The 16,160-nt window shown below is 38.4% G+C and carries 12 protein-coding genes and 1 riboswitch; of the genes, 1 reads left to right on the top strand and 11 read right to left on the bottom strand.

The features are described from left to right. Positions 1–38 precede the first annotated feature (38 nt). From PXG98_RS06375 to metK, 10 genes are all read right to left on the bottom strand, one after another. Positions 39–620, bottom strand: coding sequence for a precorrin-2 dehydrogenase/sirohydrochlorin ferrochelatase family protein (locus PXG98_RS06375; protein ID WP_276389700.1), 582 nt, complete (start codon positions 618–620; stop codon positions 39–41). A gap of 2 nt (positions 621–622) precedes the next feature. Continuing rightward, positions 623–1,384, bottom strand: a complete 762-nt coding sequence (gene cobA / locus PXG98_RS06370) for a uroporphyrinogen-III C-methyltransferase (RefSeq protein ID WP_276389698.1) — start codon at positions 1,382–1,384, stop codon at positions 623–625. Continuing rightward, a complete protein-coding gene (locus PXG98_RS06365) occupies positions 1,377–3,467 on the bottom strand; it encodes a nitrite reductase (RefSeq protein WP_276389697.1) in 2,091 nt (696 codons plus the stop codon). The genes cobA and PXG98_RS06365 overlap by 8 nt, the downstream gene beginning before the upstream one ends. Before the next feature lie 120 nt (positions 3,468–3,587). Then, positions 3,588–4,211 carry a phosphoadenosine phosphosulfate reductase domain-containing protein gene (locus PXG98_RS06360; RefSeq protein WP_276389695.1) on the bottom strand — a complete coding sequence of 208 codons (624 nt, stop codon included), beginning with the start codon at positions 4,209–4,211 and terminating at the stop codon, positions 3,588–3,590. 22 nt (positions 4,212–4,233) lie between these two features. Continuing rightward, positions 4,234–4,497 carry a DUF2061 domain-containing protein gene (locus PXG98_RS06355; RefSeq protein WP_276389694.1) on the bottom strand — a complete coding sequence of 88 codons (264 nt, stop codon included), beginning with the start codon at positions 4,495–4,497 and terminating at the stop codon, positions 4,234–4,236. A gap of 180 nt (positions 4,498–4,677) precedes the next feature. Next, positions 4,678–5,088 (bottom strand): RrF2 family transcriptional regulator, encoded by a 411-nt coding sequence (locus tag PXG98_RS06350; protein WP_276389693.1) that lies wholly within the window; start codon positions 5,086–5,088, stop codon positions 4,678–4,680. A gap of 36 nt (positions 5,089–5,124) precedes the next feature. Continuing rightward, positions 5,125–6,294, bottom strand: coding sequence for a trans-sulfuration enzyme family protein (locus PXG98_RS06345; protein WP_276389691.1), 1,170 nt, complete (start codon positions 6,292–6,294; stop codon positions 5,125–5,127). 26 nt (positions 6,295–6,320) lie between these two features. After that, positions 6,321–9,725, bottom strand: a complete 3,405-nt coding sequence (thrA, locus tag PXG98_RS06340) for a bifunctional aspartate kinase/homoserine dehydrogenase I (RefSeq protein ID WP_276389690.1) — start codon at positions 9,723–9,725, stop codon at positions 6,321–6,323. Between the two features lie 76 nt (positions 9,726–9,801). After that, complete coding sequence (locus PXG98_RS06335; protein WP_276389689.1) at positions 9,802–11,094, bottom strand: O-acetylhomoserine aminocarboxypropyltransferase/cysteine synthase family protein; 1,293 nt, start codon at positions 11,092–11,094, stop codon at positions 9,802–9,804. Positions 11,095–11,266: 172 nt separating this feature from the next. Then, a riboswitch (SAM riboswitch) is annotated at positions 11,267–11,377 on the bottom strand. Between the two features lie 74 nt (positions 11,378–11,451). After that, on the bottom strand, positions 11,452–12,708 hold the full coding sequence (gene metK / locus PXG98_RS06330; RefSeq protein WP_276389688.1) for a methionine adenosyltransferase: 1,257 nt from the start codon (positions 12,706–12,708) through the stop codon (positions 11,452–11,454). 312 nt (positions 12,709–13,020) lie between these two features. On the opposite strand from metK, the gene PXG98_RS06325 reads away from it, so the two are divergent. Further along, positions 13,021–13,635 carry a deoxynucleoside kinase gene (locus tag PXG98_RS06325; protein WP_276389687.1) on the top strand — a complete coding sequence of 205 codons (615 nt, stop codon included), beginning with the start codon at positions 13,021–13,023 and terminating at the stop codon, positions 13,633–13,635. A 77-nt stretch (positions 13,636–13,712) separates the two neighbouring features. On the opposite strand, the gene PXG98_RS06320 is transcribed toward PXG98_RS06325, so the two are convergent. After that, a complete protein-coding gene (locus PXG98_RS06320) occupies positions 13,713–16,067 on the bottom strand; it encodes a sodium-translocating pyrophosphatase (RefSeq protein WP_276389685.1) in 2,355 nt (784 codons plus the stop codon). Positions 16,068–16,160 lie beyond the last annotated feature (93 nt).

Here is a 16,160-nt window from a genome sequence, read left to right as displayed (position 1 = left end):
TATCTCCTTTAAGTTTGCAAATTTATTGTATTTTATTATTAATTAGGGTCAGAAATCAAAGTTTTGGTTAGCTTGTTCATCTGATCTACTTTACTCTCAAAATCTCCTTTTAAAGTCTTGCGAAAAGCATGGAGATTTTCTACCATTTTATTAATATCTTCAGGTATAATATCTTCAAAAAATTGCCTTAAACGCTTGGCTGTTGTTGGAGACTTGCCATTGGTAGATATGGCAATTTTAACATGTCCTTTGGTGACTATTCCTCCCATATAAAAATCGCAATATGGAGGATTATCCGCTACATTAACCAACTTGTCTATATCCTTACAATCCCTATATACTTGTACGTTTACCTCCGGATTATCTGTAGTTGCCACCACCATATGTTTTCCTTTTAGAAAATCGCGATGGTAATTGCTATAGAAAAGCTCTACCTTGTATTTTTTTGCTAATGCAAGTGTCCCCTCCCGGTACATTGGTGAAACCATCGAAACTATAGCATCTGGACTGGACTTTGTTAAAAAGTTTAGTTTTTCTTCTGCAACATAACCTCCACCAACAATTAAAATATGTAGTTGAGAAGCTTTTAGAAAAATTGGATACAAATTATTACGTTCCATAATTAAACTAGTTCTAGGTTTAATTGTTGCTTAATACGTTTTAGACTGTTATAATGGTTAACAACATCGCCAAGGATAATTATTGCGGGATTGGCAAGTTCCTTTTCGGCAACTACGCTTTCAATAGTGCCCACAGTGCCAACGCCAATTTTTTCTTTGTCTGTTGTTCCATTCTGTATTATTGCCACAGGAAGATCCTCCTTCTTTTCCTTTTTAAAAAGAGAAACAATAGCTGCCAATTTAGACATGCCCATTAATATTACAACGGTGGCACTTGATTTGGCCGCTAAATGGATATCTCCTGATAACTTATGTTCTTTAGTAGTGCCCGTAATAACCCAAAAACTTTCGGCCGATCCCCTTTTTGTCACTGGAATATTTTGAGATGCAGGTACCGATATACAAGAGGAAATTCCCGGAACCATTGCTACCTGAATACCGTGTTTAGAAGCGAATTCCATTTCTTCTGCGCCCCTTCCGAATACAAAAGGGTCGCCTCCCTTTAAGCGTACCACGCTTCCCTTAGTGGTTGCTCTTTGAATGATTAGGTCATTGATTTGCTCCTGTTGATAAGTATAACAACCTCTTCGCTTTCCTACGAAAATTTGTTCTGCCTTTTTAGCATATTGTAACAATTGCCTATTTACCAATGCGTCGTATAGAACTACTTTGGCCTCTTCAAGAGCCTTAATAGCCTTTAAGGTAATAAGGTCTGGGTCTCCCGGACCCGCGCCTATTACGGTTAATTTTGCGTCTCTATGCATGGCTTAATTCTTGATTTCTATATTGGTCAACAGTAGTTAGAAATGCCTTGGCATTTGCCAAATAGCTCTTCGCGAAAATCGCTGTTGGTTCTTTTTTATTCAATTGTAAAACCAGTTCTACAAAGGATTCCTCTAATACGATCTTCCCTGTGTCTACAAATAATCTTTGAAAGTCTTTAATGATACTATTGTGCGTATTCGTTTTTGTGTTCTCTGAAGTAAGCATGGCCTTAGCCGTATTTACCATAGACGCATAGGCATAATAGATAGATGCTGCCCATTTCTCTTGCAAAATTTCCTCTTCAGCATTTTGTATCTTCTCCTCACTTTCAAATAAGAGTGTGGCAATTAAATCAATAACTACTCCGGCACACTCTCCTATACCAATGGCCTTTTTATACTGTTTTTCGTTACCCCAGTCTATGAAATCTTCTTTTGTTAAATTATCTATGGCCGCCAGGGGTTTTAGAAGATTATAAAAGTAATGTTCTCCCTGTTCAGCATAATATAAATGATAGGCCTTATTTTGGCCATTTGCTATATAGTCGTCCAAAATATATCGCAGAGCACTAGGTCCTCTTTTGCTCGGAATTTTTATTACCTTATCCGCAAATACCGCATTGCCATCTCCTATATTTCCCCCACCGAGCAACACTTGTAAGGCCGGAGCTACTAACTTTTCCTTTGTTCTTATAGACATTCCCTGAAATCCAATATTGGCCATAGAATGTTGCCCGCAGGCATTCATACATCCACTTATTTTTATTACTAAATCTGGATTATTTATAAAGTTGGGGTACTCCGAAGCAATAAGGTTCTCTAGCTCCGCTGCAATTCCAGTACTGCTGGCAATTCCAAGATTACAGGTGTCCGTTCCAGGACAGGCTGTAATATCTACTGCCTTGTTATACCCAATTTCGGCAAATCCAAGTCGTTCTAATTCTGCATAAAACAAGGGCAAGAGAGATTCCTTAACATAGGGGATTAGGATATTCTGTCTCAAACTAAGTCTAATCTCAGCGGCGGCATATTTTTCTACAAGGTCTGCAAGGAATCTTGCCTTATCGGTATAAAAATCTCCCAATTTAACTTTTATCCCAATGGCGTAATACCCTGCTTGTTTTTGAGGAATAACGTTGGTTTGTTTCCATTTGCTATACGCCTCAGTATTCTGGGGTAAATCAAATTCTTCTTTTCTATTAGCTATTACTACTGCAGGATAGGTACTAATGTCAATTGGCCAGACTTTATGAGGCAATGCTGTTTGCTCTGCTTCTAGCAATCCTTTAAAACCCTCTAAACCCATATCTTTAAGCAAAAATTTAAGTCGGGCTTTGGCCCTGCTCTTTCTTTCCCCATAACGATCAAACACTCGAATTACGGTTTCCATCAAGGGAATTATTTTATCGACCTCTAAAAAATCGTATAAAACATCGGCATGCCTTGGTTGTGAACCCAGACCCCCACCTAAAAGAACTTTAAAACCTCTGGTATTGTTTTCCATCTTCGCAATAAACCCAAGGTCATGCATATAGGAGAGTCCTGTATCCGCATCCGAAGCAGAAAAAGAAACTTTAAACTTTCTTCCCATTTCTTGTCCTACGGGATTTCGTAAGAAATATTCGAATATTGCCTGGGCATAGGGAGAAACATCAAAGGGCTCATTTGGATCTATTCCTGCTGTTTCACTGGCTGTTACATTTCTAACCGTGTTACCACAGGCTTCTCGGAGAGTTACCTCATCCTTTTCTAACTGGGCCCAAAGTTCAGGCGTCCTTTCTAAATCAACATAGTGTATTTGTATATCTTGTCTTGTGGTAATATGCAGTCTTCCTGTAGAATATTCATCTGCAACCGCTGCGATTCTTCGCAACTGCTTTGAACTTACTTTCCCGTATGGTAGCTTAATACGAATCATTTGCACACCAGGCTGTCTTTGACCATAGACACCCCTGGCTAAACGAAGACTTCTAAACTTTTCTTCATCTATGCTACCACCTTTGAAGGCCCTTATTTTTTTCTCTAGTTCAAGAATGTCTTTTTCAACTAAAGGGTTTTCAATTTCAGTTCTAAAACTTTGCATTTTTTAGTCTATTTATCCTATATGTTTAATAGGTTATTATAAATTACTAAACCTGTACTTTTAGATAGTAAAAAGTTTAGTTATAAATCAAAACAATTTTAACATTTCAGAACACCTCTTCTAGGTATGAATTCCGCATTCTCTGTTTTCCAATACTTTAGTAGGATCAAAATACTTGTGTTCATTTGGAAGGCCTCTCTGGCTTAGGTAGGCATCTAATCTAGTATCACTCCAATGGTAAAAGGGACTCACTTTCAGCACCCCGGACTCACTAAGACTCAGTATATTTAAAGTATCCCTGAGGGCCGTTTGTCCCTTCCGTAGGTTGGTAAACCATACATCCGGTTGGTACTCCGACATAGCTCGCCGAAAAGGTTCTAACTTTACCTGTTCCGTAAATAGTTTATGTCTAGGGTCGTCAATATCCGGAATGCCCATTACGGCATCTCTATGTGCCGTGGTTTGCTTAGGAACATATAACTTAATATTAAGATTAAGACGTTCTATTAATTCTTCGGCATGATTGTAGGTATTAGGTGTATTATATCCTGTATCGCACCAAATTACGGGAATATTGGATCTAACCTCCGTGACAGCGTTTAAAATAGCCACCTCATATGGTCTAAAATTAGTAGTCACTACTGGTCGTGAACCATAATGTACTGCCCAGGAAATAATTTCTTCTGGGGGAATACCTTTAAAATGATGGTTTAAATGATCAATGTCTTGTTTCGTCAAACTCATACTTCTATACTTATTATTATAACTATCTTCCCCATTTTATAACATTCCACATGCGCTCATGTGCAAAATAGAGGAGCATTTTTGTACCCAGTTCTACTAAACCAATGGAAAAAGCTACGCTTAAAGTTCCGGTAATCAGCCAAGAAATTATAACCGTATCTAAGGTCCCAACTATTCGCCAGCTAATAGATTTAGCAATACTTCTCTTGGGATGTTCCGAAATAATATCTTCCGTATAATTACTTCTTGTTGCTGCGTTTGATTGCGCTATTTGTTCTGTAATCATGTAATAAATTATTATCCTATAGGTTTACTAGAGTAATCAAAAATAGTATAATTATTCTAGCTAAGACGTTAATTATTTCTGAATATTACATTTAGTCTATGGTTTTAGTAGATTAATTGAAAATGGCAGTGGTTTTTGCGAATGGTTCAAAAAAAGTCACGCATACCTAAAAATATTGCATCAACCAATTAAGTCGGAAAGGGTGGTTTGGCCATATACCTTTAGGGCACTATCTCTAACCTGAATCATGAGTTTATGCACAGAACATTTATTCTCATCCGGACAATCATCACATTTCTCATAAAAGTTAAGGCTTACACAAGGTATCATTGCAATAGGGCCTTCAAGAATTCTAATTACGGAAGTCATTTTAATATCAGAGGGGTCTTTTATAAGGTAGTAGCCGCCGCCCTTACCCTTTTTTGATCCTAAAAAACCAGTCTTTCTTAGGCTCAAAAGGATAGTCTCTAAAAACTTTTGAGAGATATTTTCGTGTTCTGCAATTTCCGCAATTTGTACCGGCTCATTCTTCGGTTTTGAAGCGAGGTAGGTAAGAGCTTTTAATCCGTATTTTGTCTTTTTGGACAGCACAAAACGAAGATAATCAAATCGGGGGATGTAGAAAAACTATACTTTTTCTAAAGCGGAGTGAATGTCTCTTAGTATATCGTCTATATGCTCTAGTCCAACTGAGATTCTTACCATTCCATCACTTATGCCGCATTCTGCTCTTTCCAGTGAAGATAATTTACTATGCGTAGTGGAGGCCGGATGGGTCACAATACTTCTGGTATCTCCCAAATTGGCTGAGAGTGAGAGCATTCTAATTGAATTGAAAAAAATTTGTCCCGCAGAAATCCCGCCATTAATTTCAAATGACACGACACATCCACCTGCTTTCATTTGCTTTTTAGCCAATTCGTATTGCGGGTGAGACGGAAGAAACGGGTATTTTACCCAATTCACCTTGGGATGCTTTTCCAGATTCTCCGCAACTTCTAAAGCATTGCTACAGTGTCTGTCTACTCTTACACCCAGTGTTTCTAGACTTTTAGACAAGACCCACGCATTAAATGGAGAAAGAGCCGGGCCTGTAATTCTTGAGTATTTATAGATCTTATCCACTAATTCTCTCCGTCCTACTGTGAGTCCACCCAAAACTCTTCCCTGCCCGTCCATTAATTTGGTGCCCGAATGAATCACCAAATCCGCACCAAATTTAATAGGCTGCTGTAAGTAAGGCGTTGCAAAACAATTGTCTATGATGAGTATTAGATTATGCTTTTTTGCAAATTTTCCCAATGCCTCAAGATCTAATATGTCTACTCCTGGGTTTGTTGGCGTTTCCGCATAAAGGACTTTCGTATTTGGTTGTATTTGTTCTTCCAAACTTTTCAAATGATCAAATTGGAAATAACTATGGCTGATATTCCACTTTGGAAACACCTGATTAAACAGACTATGGGTAGAGCCGAAAATACTCCTTGCCGACAAAATATGATCTCCACTATCTAAAAGTGCCGCAAAAGTGGAAAATACTGCCGACATTCCTGATGCAAAAGCAAAGCCATCTTCCGCGCCTTCCATCTTACAGACTTTTTCTATAAACTCTGACGAATTTGGATTGGAATACCTCGAATAAATATTGCGTTCTTTCTCCTCGGCAAAGGAAGCTCTCATATCCTCAGCGTCTTCAAAAACAAAACTAGAAGTAAGGTAAAGTGGATTTGAATGTTCTAGAAATTCGGATCTTTTAATTTGAGTTCGAATAGCTTCTGTTTCAAACTTTCTTTTCATATTAAAGGCAATTAATGTATTAGGAATTATATTTTTTCAGCTATTCGTAAGACGTCTCCAAAAACTCCGCGGGCTGTGACTGCAGCTCCCGCCCCTGCTCCTTGTATAACTATTGGATGTTCTCCATAAGACTCTGTATATATCTCAACAATAGAATCCGAACCCTTTACTTGTCCAAGCGCACTTTCTTTCGGTACAGATACCAATTCTACATCTAACAGTCCCGTGTCTTTTTGCAAATCTCCATGTAAATCTCCAACATAGCGCAATACATGGTTTGGTTTTTGTTCTTCTTTTATTTTCTGAAAAACCTCATCTAATCTATCCATATGCTTTAAAAAGTGGTTAACATCTCCCTTCCTTAAATCGGGATGAATCAGGTTTTGAATGCGAATATCACGAAATTCATTTTTTAGTTCTAGTTCTCTGGCCAGAATTAATAACTTCCTGCCTACATCATTTCCGGATAGATCTTCTCTTGGATCCGGTTCCGTAAAACCTTTACTTATTGCCTCCTTTAAAATAGATGAAAAAGGAAGATCATTTTCAGAGAACGTATTAAACAAATAGCTTAAGGATCCGGAAAATATTCCCTTTATTCTGGTAATATTTTCTCCAGAAAGATGGAGTAGCTTTATGGTATCGATTAGTGGCAAGCCAGCTCCAACATTTGTTTCATACAGGTACTGTTTCTGATTTTTCGACAGCTCCTCTCTAAGTAAGGCATAGTAATCATAGCCTAAGGTATTGGCAATTTTGTTGGAAGAAACCATGTCATAACCATTTTCTATAAAATCGAAATAGTGGGCAACAAAATCTTCATTTGCTGTATTATCAATAGCAATAAGGTTTTCTAAGTGGTGGCTCTTGGCATATTTAAAAATCTCTGGTATAGTGTAAGGTATACCTTTCGAATTTATGTTTCCGCGCCAACTTTTCTTTATTCCCGTCTTGTTTAAAAGAACTTTTTTGGAATTGGCCAAGGCGAAAATATTAAGATGAATTCCCTTTCTCTCTTCAATTGTTTTATTTGAACTTAATATCTGATCAACCAAGGTACCCCCAACATTCCCATGTCCAAATATTGCTAGATTTATTTTCTTACTTATCCCAAAGATCTGTCCGTGCATTACATTTAAAGCCTTATGCAAGTCGGACTTGTTCACCACAATGCTTACATTCTTCCCGGATACCGTATTATTAAATAGTATGGGGACTATATGATTTTTAATCAGCGCATTGTATGGTTTGTGGAAAGTGCTTAAATCTTGACCTACAATAGAAATCACAGAAACGTCGCGTACTATACTAATAGTATTTATATCCTTCGATTTAAAATCACTTTCAAATTCCATTTGTAGCGCCCGTTTCGCCAACTCGGCCTTATCCGAATTTACAACTAGCCCTATTCCTCTCTCCGAAGAACCTTGTGAGATAATACTAACTGAAATATTATTATGACTTAAGGTTTTAAAAATTCTTGCATCAATGCCCACTTTTCCCAGTAATCCCCTACCCTCTAAATTTATAAGCGCTTCGTTTTCAATAACTGATAATGACTTAATACCTTCCTTACTAGTCTTAGCATTTATCAGAGTACCTTCATTATCACCATTAAAAGTATTAAGGATACGTAAAGGAATATTTTTTTCTATTAAAGGAATAATTGTTTTGGCATGTAAAATCGTTGCGCCAAAATTAGCCAGTTCATTAGCCTCCGAATAAGAAAGCTGCGTTATCCTCTGTGCATCCGCAACCATGTCGGGGTTTGCGGTAAATATCCCATCCACATGAGTAAAGTTTTGTAGTTCTTCCGCATCCAGAAAGTTAGCAATCAGGGCTGCAGTATAATTGCTGCCATTTCGGCCTAAAGTAGTGGTCTCGCCATTTAGAGTTGAAGCTATAAAACCAGTAATAATTGGAATCTGATGGGCCTTTAATTTAGCAAATTCCTTGACCACGTTTTCCCTTGAAATCTCTTCCAAAACTTTGGCGTCGCCATAGGTATTATCGGTCTTTATTAACTTTCTACTATCCAATAAAACAGCATCCATTCCTTTTCCGATAAGTAATTTTGAGATAAGTTTACCTGAAATAAGTTCACCATATGCCAATACTTGATCCTGAATCTTTGGACTGTAATCCCCTAAAAGAGCTACTCCTTCAAAAAGCTTGGCCAGCGCTTTAAATTCCTGAGAAAGATTAACATTCTTAAAGGTATGTTTTTGGTAATTTTCAAAACTCTCAAAGTCTTTGTAATATTTTTTCCCTTGGGCCGCCTTATTTAATATATTCTGTAATTGATCCGTTCCCTTTTCTCGAGCGGATAAGACTACAGCAATATTTTCATCTTTCTTAACTTTTCTAGAAATAATATCCAATACATGTCCTAATCCCTCACCATTTGATAAAGATTTACCGCCAAATTTTAGAATTTTAACCCTCGAAAGCCTTCCGTTCTTATTAAATATCCCTTCCAGAAGTTGTTCCATTTGTTCGAACTCAATGAGGAAGGCATCATGACCATGCAGAGACTTAATCTCTCCATAGGTAACATTGCTATTTGCCTGGGCAATTTGTTTAAACGTGTCCTTATTCTCCGTAGCAGTAAAAAACAAATCGGAGTCTACCCCAATAATATGGATCTTGGTAGAACTATTTTGAAGATTGTGAAACGCCTCTTCCCCATCCCTGGTAATATCTATTGTCTTTAATAATTGATTGGTAAGTTTATAGGCAGAAACTTGAAAGCGCTCTTGTAGTTTCTTCCCATGGTGTGTTAACCAACTCTCTACATTAAAAACATTTAATTCTTCATTGGTACTGCGCTGAAATCTAGCTTTAAAGGATTGTGGTGTTCTGTAGCAAAGCATAGCATGCATACGCGCATCATGAACAGGCTGACTGGAATTTACCAGGAATTGCTCTTGTATCTGACAGTTGGCAATGAGCCAATCTGTAGATTTCCAATCTGCAGCCACAGGAATAAGATGTTCCGTTAAGAGAGGATTTATCGCCGCCATCTCCCATGCTATTCCTCCTCCCAAAGAACCTCCGATTAAAGCAAATACCCTATTGATATGGAGTTGTCGTAGACCTTCCAGAAATATTCTAGCAATATCTCCTGCCACAAATTCTTTATAATTTTCAATTACAAAACCATCGTATCCGTTGCCGGGAATATTAAAAGCCAAAACGGTATATCTCTTTGTATCAATACACTTACCATCTCCTATTAACGAAGCCCACCAACCATCTTCTCCACATACATTTGAATTTCCGGTAAGAGCATGGTTCACTACTATGATTGGTGCCGTATGGAGCTCTTGTCCAAATAGTTGATACGACAATTCAATATAATGGTCCGCACCACTCAAGGTCTTAAACTTTTTAATCTTAAGATGATGAAGTCTATTTTGTACTCCTTTCATTCCAATCCTTTAAATTTTGATAGGGCAGTATTCCATCATTTATGGAATACTGCCCCCCTATTACTTTTACCTGAACCTACGCCAAAACAGATTTATCTATTGTAGCAAAAGCCTGTTCCAAATCACTTTTTAAGTCATCCAGATTTTCTAAACCAACAGACAGTCTTATTAAGTCTGTGGTTACCCCGGCAGCCTCTTGTGAAGCTTCATCTAATTGCTGATGCGTTGTACTGGATGGATGGATTATGAGAGATTTAGTATCTCCAATATTTGCAAGTAATGAAAATAGTTTGGTATTATCTGCAATTTTCTTTGCAGAATCAAAACCACCTTTTACGCCAAATGTAATTAGCCCACTTTGTCCATTTGGCAAGTAAGCTTCTGCCTCCGCGTAGTATTTGCTGTTTTTAAGTCCGGGATAGTTTACCCAGCTTACTTCGGATCTTCCTTCTAACCATTTTGCCAGATTTAATGCATTTTCGCTGTGCTTTTTCATACGGATTTCGAGAGTTTCTAATCCCTGAATTATTTGAAAAGCATTAAATGGGCTTAAACAAGCACCATGATCTCTTAATCCTTCAATTCGAACTTTAGCGATAAAAGCTGCTGGCCCCAAGGCTTCGTGATATACTAATCCATGATATCCGGCAGAGGGCTCTGTAAATTCAGGAAACTTACCATTAGCCCAATCAAAAGTACCTGCATCAATAATAGCCCCTCCAAGAGCCGTACCGTTTCCATTAATATATTTAGTAAGCGAATGAATTACAATATTTGCACCGTGTTCTATAGGGTTTAGAAGTGCAGGCGTAGCTACGGTATTGTCTACAATAAAAGGCACCTTAGCTGTTTTGGCCTCTGCTGATATTGCTTTTAAGTCTAGAACATCTAATTTTGGATTCCCTAAGGATTCTACAAAGAAGGCCCGGGTATTTTCCTGAACCGCCTTCCCAAAATTAGAAGGATCCGAGGGATCAACAAATGTTGTAGTAATTCCCAGACGTGGTAAGGTAACGCTTAACAAATTATAAGTTCCTCCATAAAGACTATTAGAGGCAACTATATGATCACCAGATTTAAGCAATACCAAAAGTGCTGTATTGATTGCCCCAGTTCCGGAAGAAGTTACGACAGACGCTATTCCTCCTTCTAAAGCCGCCAATCGCTGCTCTAAAATATCATTTGTTGGGTTGTTTATTCTTGTATAAATATTTCCGAATTCGGCCAAAGAGAATAAGTTTGCCGCGTGTTCAGAATTATTAAAAACATAGGCAGTACTCTGATAAATTGGCACTGCTCTAGTTCCTCCGTTGGATGTTGTGTCGTGACCTGCATGGAGAGCATTGGTCGAAAATTTGTGTTCACTCATGACTTTCTTTTTTATGCATTCTAATCAAATGCTGATTCTATTTATAAATGATAAAACAATTGTTTACATGTTAAACTGTAGAATAGCACATCCTAGGGATGTATATTTTACAAATCCGATCAATAATTATAAAAAGTTAAAAAGAAAGATAGGTTACCGAAGTAATATCAGATTGTTATCTTTCATGAGTAATCATGATAGAATGTAGCACCTTCTTTACTGTAGAAGCAAAGGGTTGCTAAGGTTTCATAGGGTCTATTCCCTCCACCTTTCTTGATAACTTGTCAATAAAATGTTGAACTTACTAAGACAAATATAGGGATGGAATTTTATAAATTCCTAGAAAATATAAAAAAATTATAATCCGAATGCAGTTTTCACCTCTTCCAAACTATCCAATTTTTCCCAGGTAAACAATTCTACCTCCTTACTTAGCTTACCATTATACGGGGACTCGAAGACCTTAGTTACCTTTCTTGGAACACGACCCATATGCCCATAGGCTGCTGTTTCTAAATAGATAGGATTTCTTAATTGCAGTCTAGATTCAATAGCAAAGGGTCTCATATCAAAAATCCCTGCTACCTTTTCTGCGATTTGCCCATCGGTTAGACCAAGCTTGGAAGTTCCGTAGGTATTGACATAAATTGATGTGGGCTCAACAACGCCAATGGCATAACTTACTTGAACCAAAATCTCTTTTGCAACACCAGCAGCCACAAGATTCTTTGCAGCATGTCTGGCAGCATAGGCAGCACTTCTATCTACCTTGCTTGGATCTTTTCCGCTAAAAGCTCCTCCGCCATGAGCTCCTTTCCCCCCATATGTATCCACAATGATCTTTCTTCCGGTAAGACCCGTGTCCCCATGTGGGCCACCAATAACAAACTTCCCCGTTGGATTAATATGATAAGTGATATCAGTATCGAAAAGACGTTGGGCATTTTCGGGAAGTCTTTTTAATACTCTGGGCATCAGAATTTCAATAAGATCCTTCTTTATTTTAGCAAGCATCTCCGAATCGTCTTGCATAAACTCATCGTGTTGGGTAGAAATGACAATGGTATCTATGCGCTGCGGAGTATTGTTGTCCCCATAAGCAATAGTTACCTGAGCCTTTGCATCGGGTCTTAAATATTGAATTTGTTCGTTTTCATTTCTTAAAAGCGACAACTCCTGTAAAATGAGGTGTGAAATATCTAAGGCTAACGGCATATAATTTTCACTCTCATCTGTGGCATAGCCAAACATCATCCCCTGATCTCCTGCACCCTGCTCTTCCTTAGATCCCCGATCTACTCCTTGATTAATTTCTTTCGACTGTTCATGTATTAATGAAATTACTCCACAGGAATCCCCACTAAACTGATAGGCCCCTTTAGTGTAACCAATATTATTAATTACTTCCCGGGCAATCTGTTGTAAATCTACATAGGTATGACTTTTAACTTCTCCTGCCAAGATCACCTGTCCTGTAGTTACCAGTGTTTCACAGGCTACTTTACTCTCAGGATCAAAGGCCAGAAAATTATCTAATAAAGCATCGCTAATCTGATCTGCAATTTTATCTGGATGTCCTTCACTAACAGATTCTGAGGTAAACAAATAGGCCATAAATCTTAATTTTCTAAATTTTGGCTGATAGCTTTGTGATAAAGTAAACTGCTAGACGAACGTATTCGCAGAACTGGTTTAGCATTTTACTTTGGCAGAACATCTAGTTATTGTTCCACACAAGAGGTTGCAATCAGCCAAATCCCTCCTCTTGTTTTGAGCTTACAAAAATACATAATTGCAAATGAAATAAAAACTTTGTAAAAGGTAATTAACTAGTGCATTTCAACAACTATTTTTTCTACACAACTATATACTTTGTATATTGTGTGTTCTTGAACTACCAAAACCAACCAAAAACATTTACGCCCTATGCATATTGCTGTTGCAGGAAATATCGGAGCTGGTAAAACAACACTTACAAGGTTATTGGCCAAACATTACCGATGGGAAGCGCATTTTGAAGATGTAGTAGCCAACCCTTACCTCGATGATTTTTACAACCAAATGGAGCGTTGGAGCTTTAATTTGCAGATATATTTTCTAAATAGCAGATACCGGCAAATTTTAAAATTCAGAAAGACAGGAAAGGACATTATTCAGGACAGAACCATTTATGAGGATGCTCATATCTTTGCGCCCAATTTACATGCAATGGGTTTAATGACCAATAGAGACTTTAGTAATTATACAAGTCTCTTTGAATTAATGGAGACTTTAGTACAACCTCCTGATTTACTTATTTATCTGCGAAGTTCTATTCCTAATTTGGTAAACCAAATACACAAGAGAGGCAGAGACTACGAAAATTCTATTTCCATAGACTATTTAAGTCGCCTAAATGAAAGATACGAGGCATGGGCACAGAGTTATGAAAAGGGAAAACTTCTGGTTGTGGATGTAGACAATTTAAATTTCGTAGATAATCCAGAACACCTAGGAGACGTTATAAATAAAATCGATGCGGAAATTAATGGTCTTTTCTAAAAGCTATTTTTCTTCCATTAAAAAATCCCGCTAAGAAGCGGGATTTTTTATATTCTAACCACAGTGCTAACTATGGGTTATTTCTTTTCTTTCTTAACTTCATTAGACAAGGCATTTACTTGTGCCTTTACATCCTCTTCTGTTCCTTCGTAAACAACCTCCTCTGTGTTAACCACTCCATCCGATTCTTCCGTGGTTGTTACAGTTGCAGAAACCATTCCAGTTTCTGTGTCGGTCATCTCTACTACTATTTCCTTTTTAACTTCTTGCTGCAAAGCCTCACTGTTATAGGCAGACATGGCATCAGAGGATATAGCGATACTCGGTGCAATTACCAACGCAACCACCGACATAAGTTTTAAAAGAATATTCAAGGAAGGACCTGAGGTATCTTTAAATGGATCCCCAACAGTATCTCCAACTACTGCTGCCTTATGAGCATCAGTTCCTTTCCCACCTTCAGATTCAATCATTTTTTTTGCGTTATCCCAAGCACCACCAGCATTTGACTGAAAGATAGCCATCAATACGCCACAGGTAGTTACACCTGCTAACAAACCTCCTAACATCTCAGCTCCTCCAATAAAACCTACAGCAACCGGTACCGCAATAGCCAATAAACCTGGAAGCACCATCTCTTTGATAGATGCTTTGGTAGAAATATCCACACATTTATCGTATTCAGCAACACCGTCGGCCGCATCAAATATCTTTCTATCTTCAGGGGAAGCCTTAGACATATCCGAATCATACTTACGCATAATCTCCAAGGCAGCATGTAAGGCAGGAATATCTCTAAACTGTCTTCTAACTTCTTCTATCATAGCCATTGCAGCTCTACCCACAGCATTCATTGACAGGGCAGAAAATACAAATGGAAGCATACCACCAACAAGTAGTCCGGCCATAATATCTGGCTGAGAAACATCAATTGCATCTACTTTGGCCACTTTCATAAAGGCGGCAAATAAAGCCAATGCCGTAAGTGCAGCAGAAGCGATAGCAAATCCTTTTCCTATAGCCGCAGTAGTATTTCCAACTGCATCTAGCATATCGGTGCGCTCTCTAACTTCTTTCTGCAATTCGGCCATTTCAGCAATACCTCCTGCATTATCAGAAATAGGACCATAGGCATCTACTGCTAATTGTATACCCGTGTTAGCAAGCATTCCAACAGCCGCAATAGCTATACCATACAACCCTGCAAAGTGATGGGAAACCAAAATAGCAGCCGCAATTAAAATAATTGGAACTGCAGTAGACATCATCCCTACTCCCAATCCGGAAATAATATTGGTAGCGGCACCTGTTTGAGATTGCCTAACAATAGAAGTTACAGGTTTAGTACCCGTTCCTGTATAGTATTCCGTAATTTTCCCAACGCCAAAACCAGCAACCAAACCTGCAAGAGTAGCCCAGAAGACTCCCATTGCACCGAAAGGTAATCCTTCAATACTCTCTGGCAACATAGAAGTAATTACAAAATAAGAAGCAACTATCATCAAGGCGCCTGATCCGAATTCTCCCAGATTCAAGGCTTTATGAGGACTGCCACCATCTTTTACCTTTACAAAGAAGGTTCCGACTATGGACATAACAATTCCAATAGCGGCCAAGACTAGAGGTAAATAAACAGCTCCCAGACCACCAAATTCTGGTGTAAAAATAAAGGCTCCCAATACCATGGTTCCTATAATGGAGCCTACAAAAGACTCAAATAAATCAGCGCCCATCCCGGCAACATCTCCAACGTTATCTCCAACGTTATCTGCAATCGTAGCAGGGTTTAGTGGGTGATCTTCTGGAATACCAGCTTCAACCTTTCCAACTAAATCCGCACCAACATCCGCTGCCTTGGTATATATTCCCCCCCCTACACGGGCAAAAAGAGCAATCGAGGAAGCTCCTAAAGAAAATCCAGAAAGCACATTAAGTACCAGGGGGATGTTTTCTGTTCCAGGCCAAATCATTTGATATGCCCAGAATAGTCCGCTAAGACCTAGAACTCCCAGACCAACCACGCCAAGACCCATAACAGAACCACCGGCAAAAGCCACTTCAAGTGCCTTACCTAAGCTTTGTTTAGCCGCTTGGGTTGTTCTCACATTCGCTTTGGTTGCAACGCGCATTCCAATGAAACCGGCCAGAGCAGAGCATATAGCTCCTACAACAAAGGATAAAGCTACCATCCCGTGTGAACCTTCTTCCATAGAACCTTTGAAATAAAGCAATACTGCTACTGCTAAAACAAAGATGGATAAGATTTTGTATTCGGCTTTTAGAAAAGACATAGCACCATCTGCTATATTCTTTGCTATTCTTGACATCTTTTCATCTCCTCCATCCTGCTTGGAAACCCAGGAGTTTTTTACAAAAACGAATAGGAGAGCCAAAACTCCAAAAGCTGGTAAAAAATTTACTATTAATTCCATATTAGTTAGTTATTTGCGATTTAAAACGGCTGCAAAAGTAGTAAAATGAAATAGAATAAAAAAGCAGAATTTCACTCAACTCGCAAGAAGACC

Origin of the sequence: Eudoraea chungangensis (genome assembly GCF_029360665.1) — a bacterium.
In the GTDB taxonomy this organism is placed as follows: Bacteria; Bacteroidota; Bacteroidia; order Flavobacteriales; family Flavobacteriaceae; genus Eudoraea; species Eudoraea chungangensis.
The sequence above is the reverse complement of the archived record's forward strand: the minus strand, read 5'-3'. Positions and strand labels throughout refer to the sequence as shown.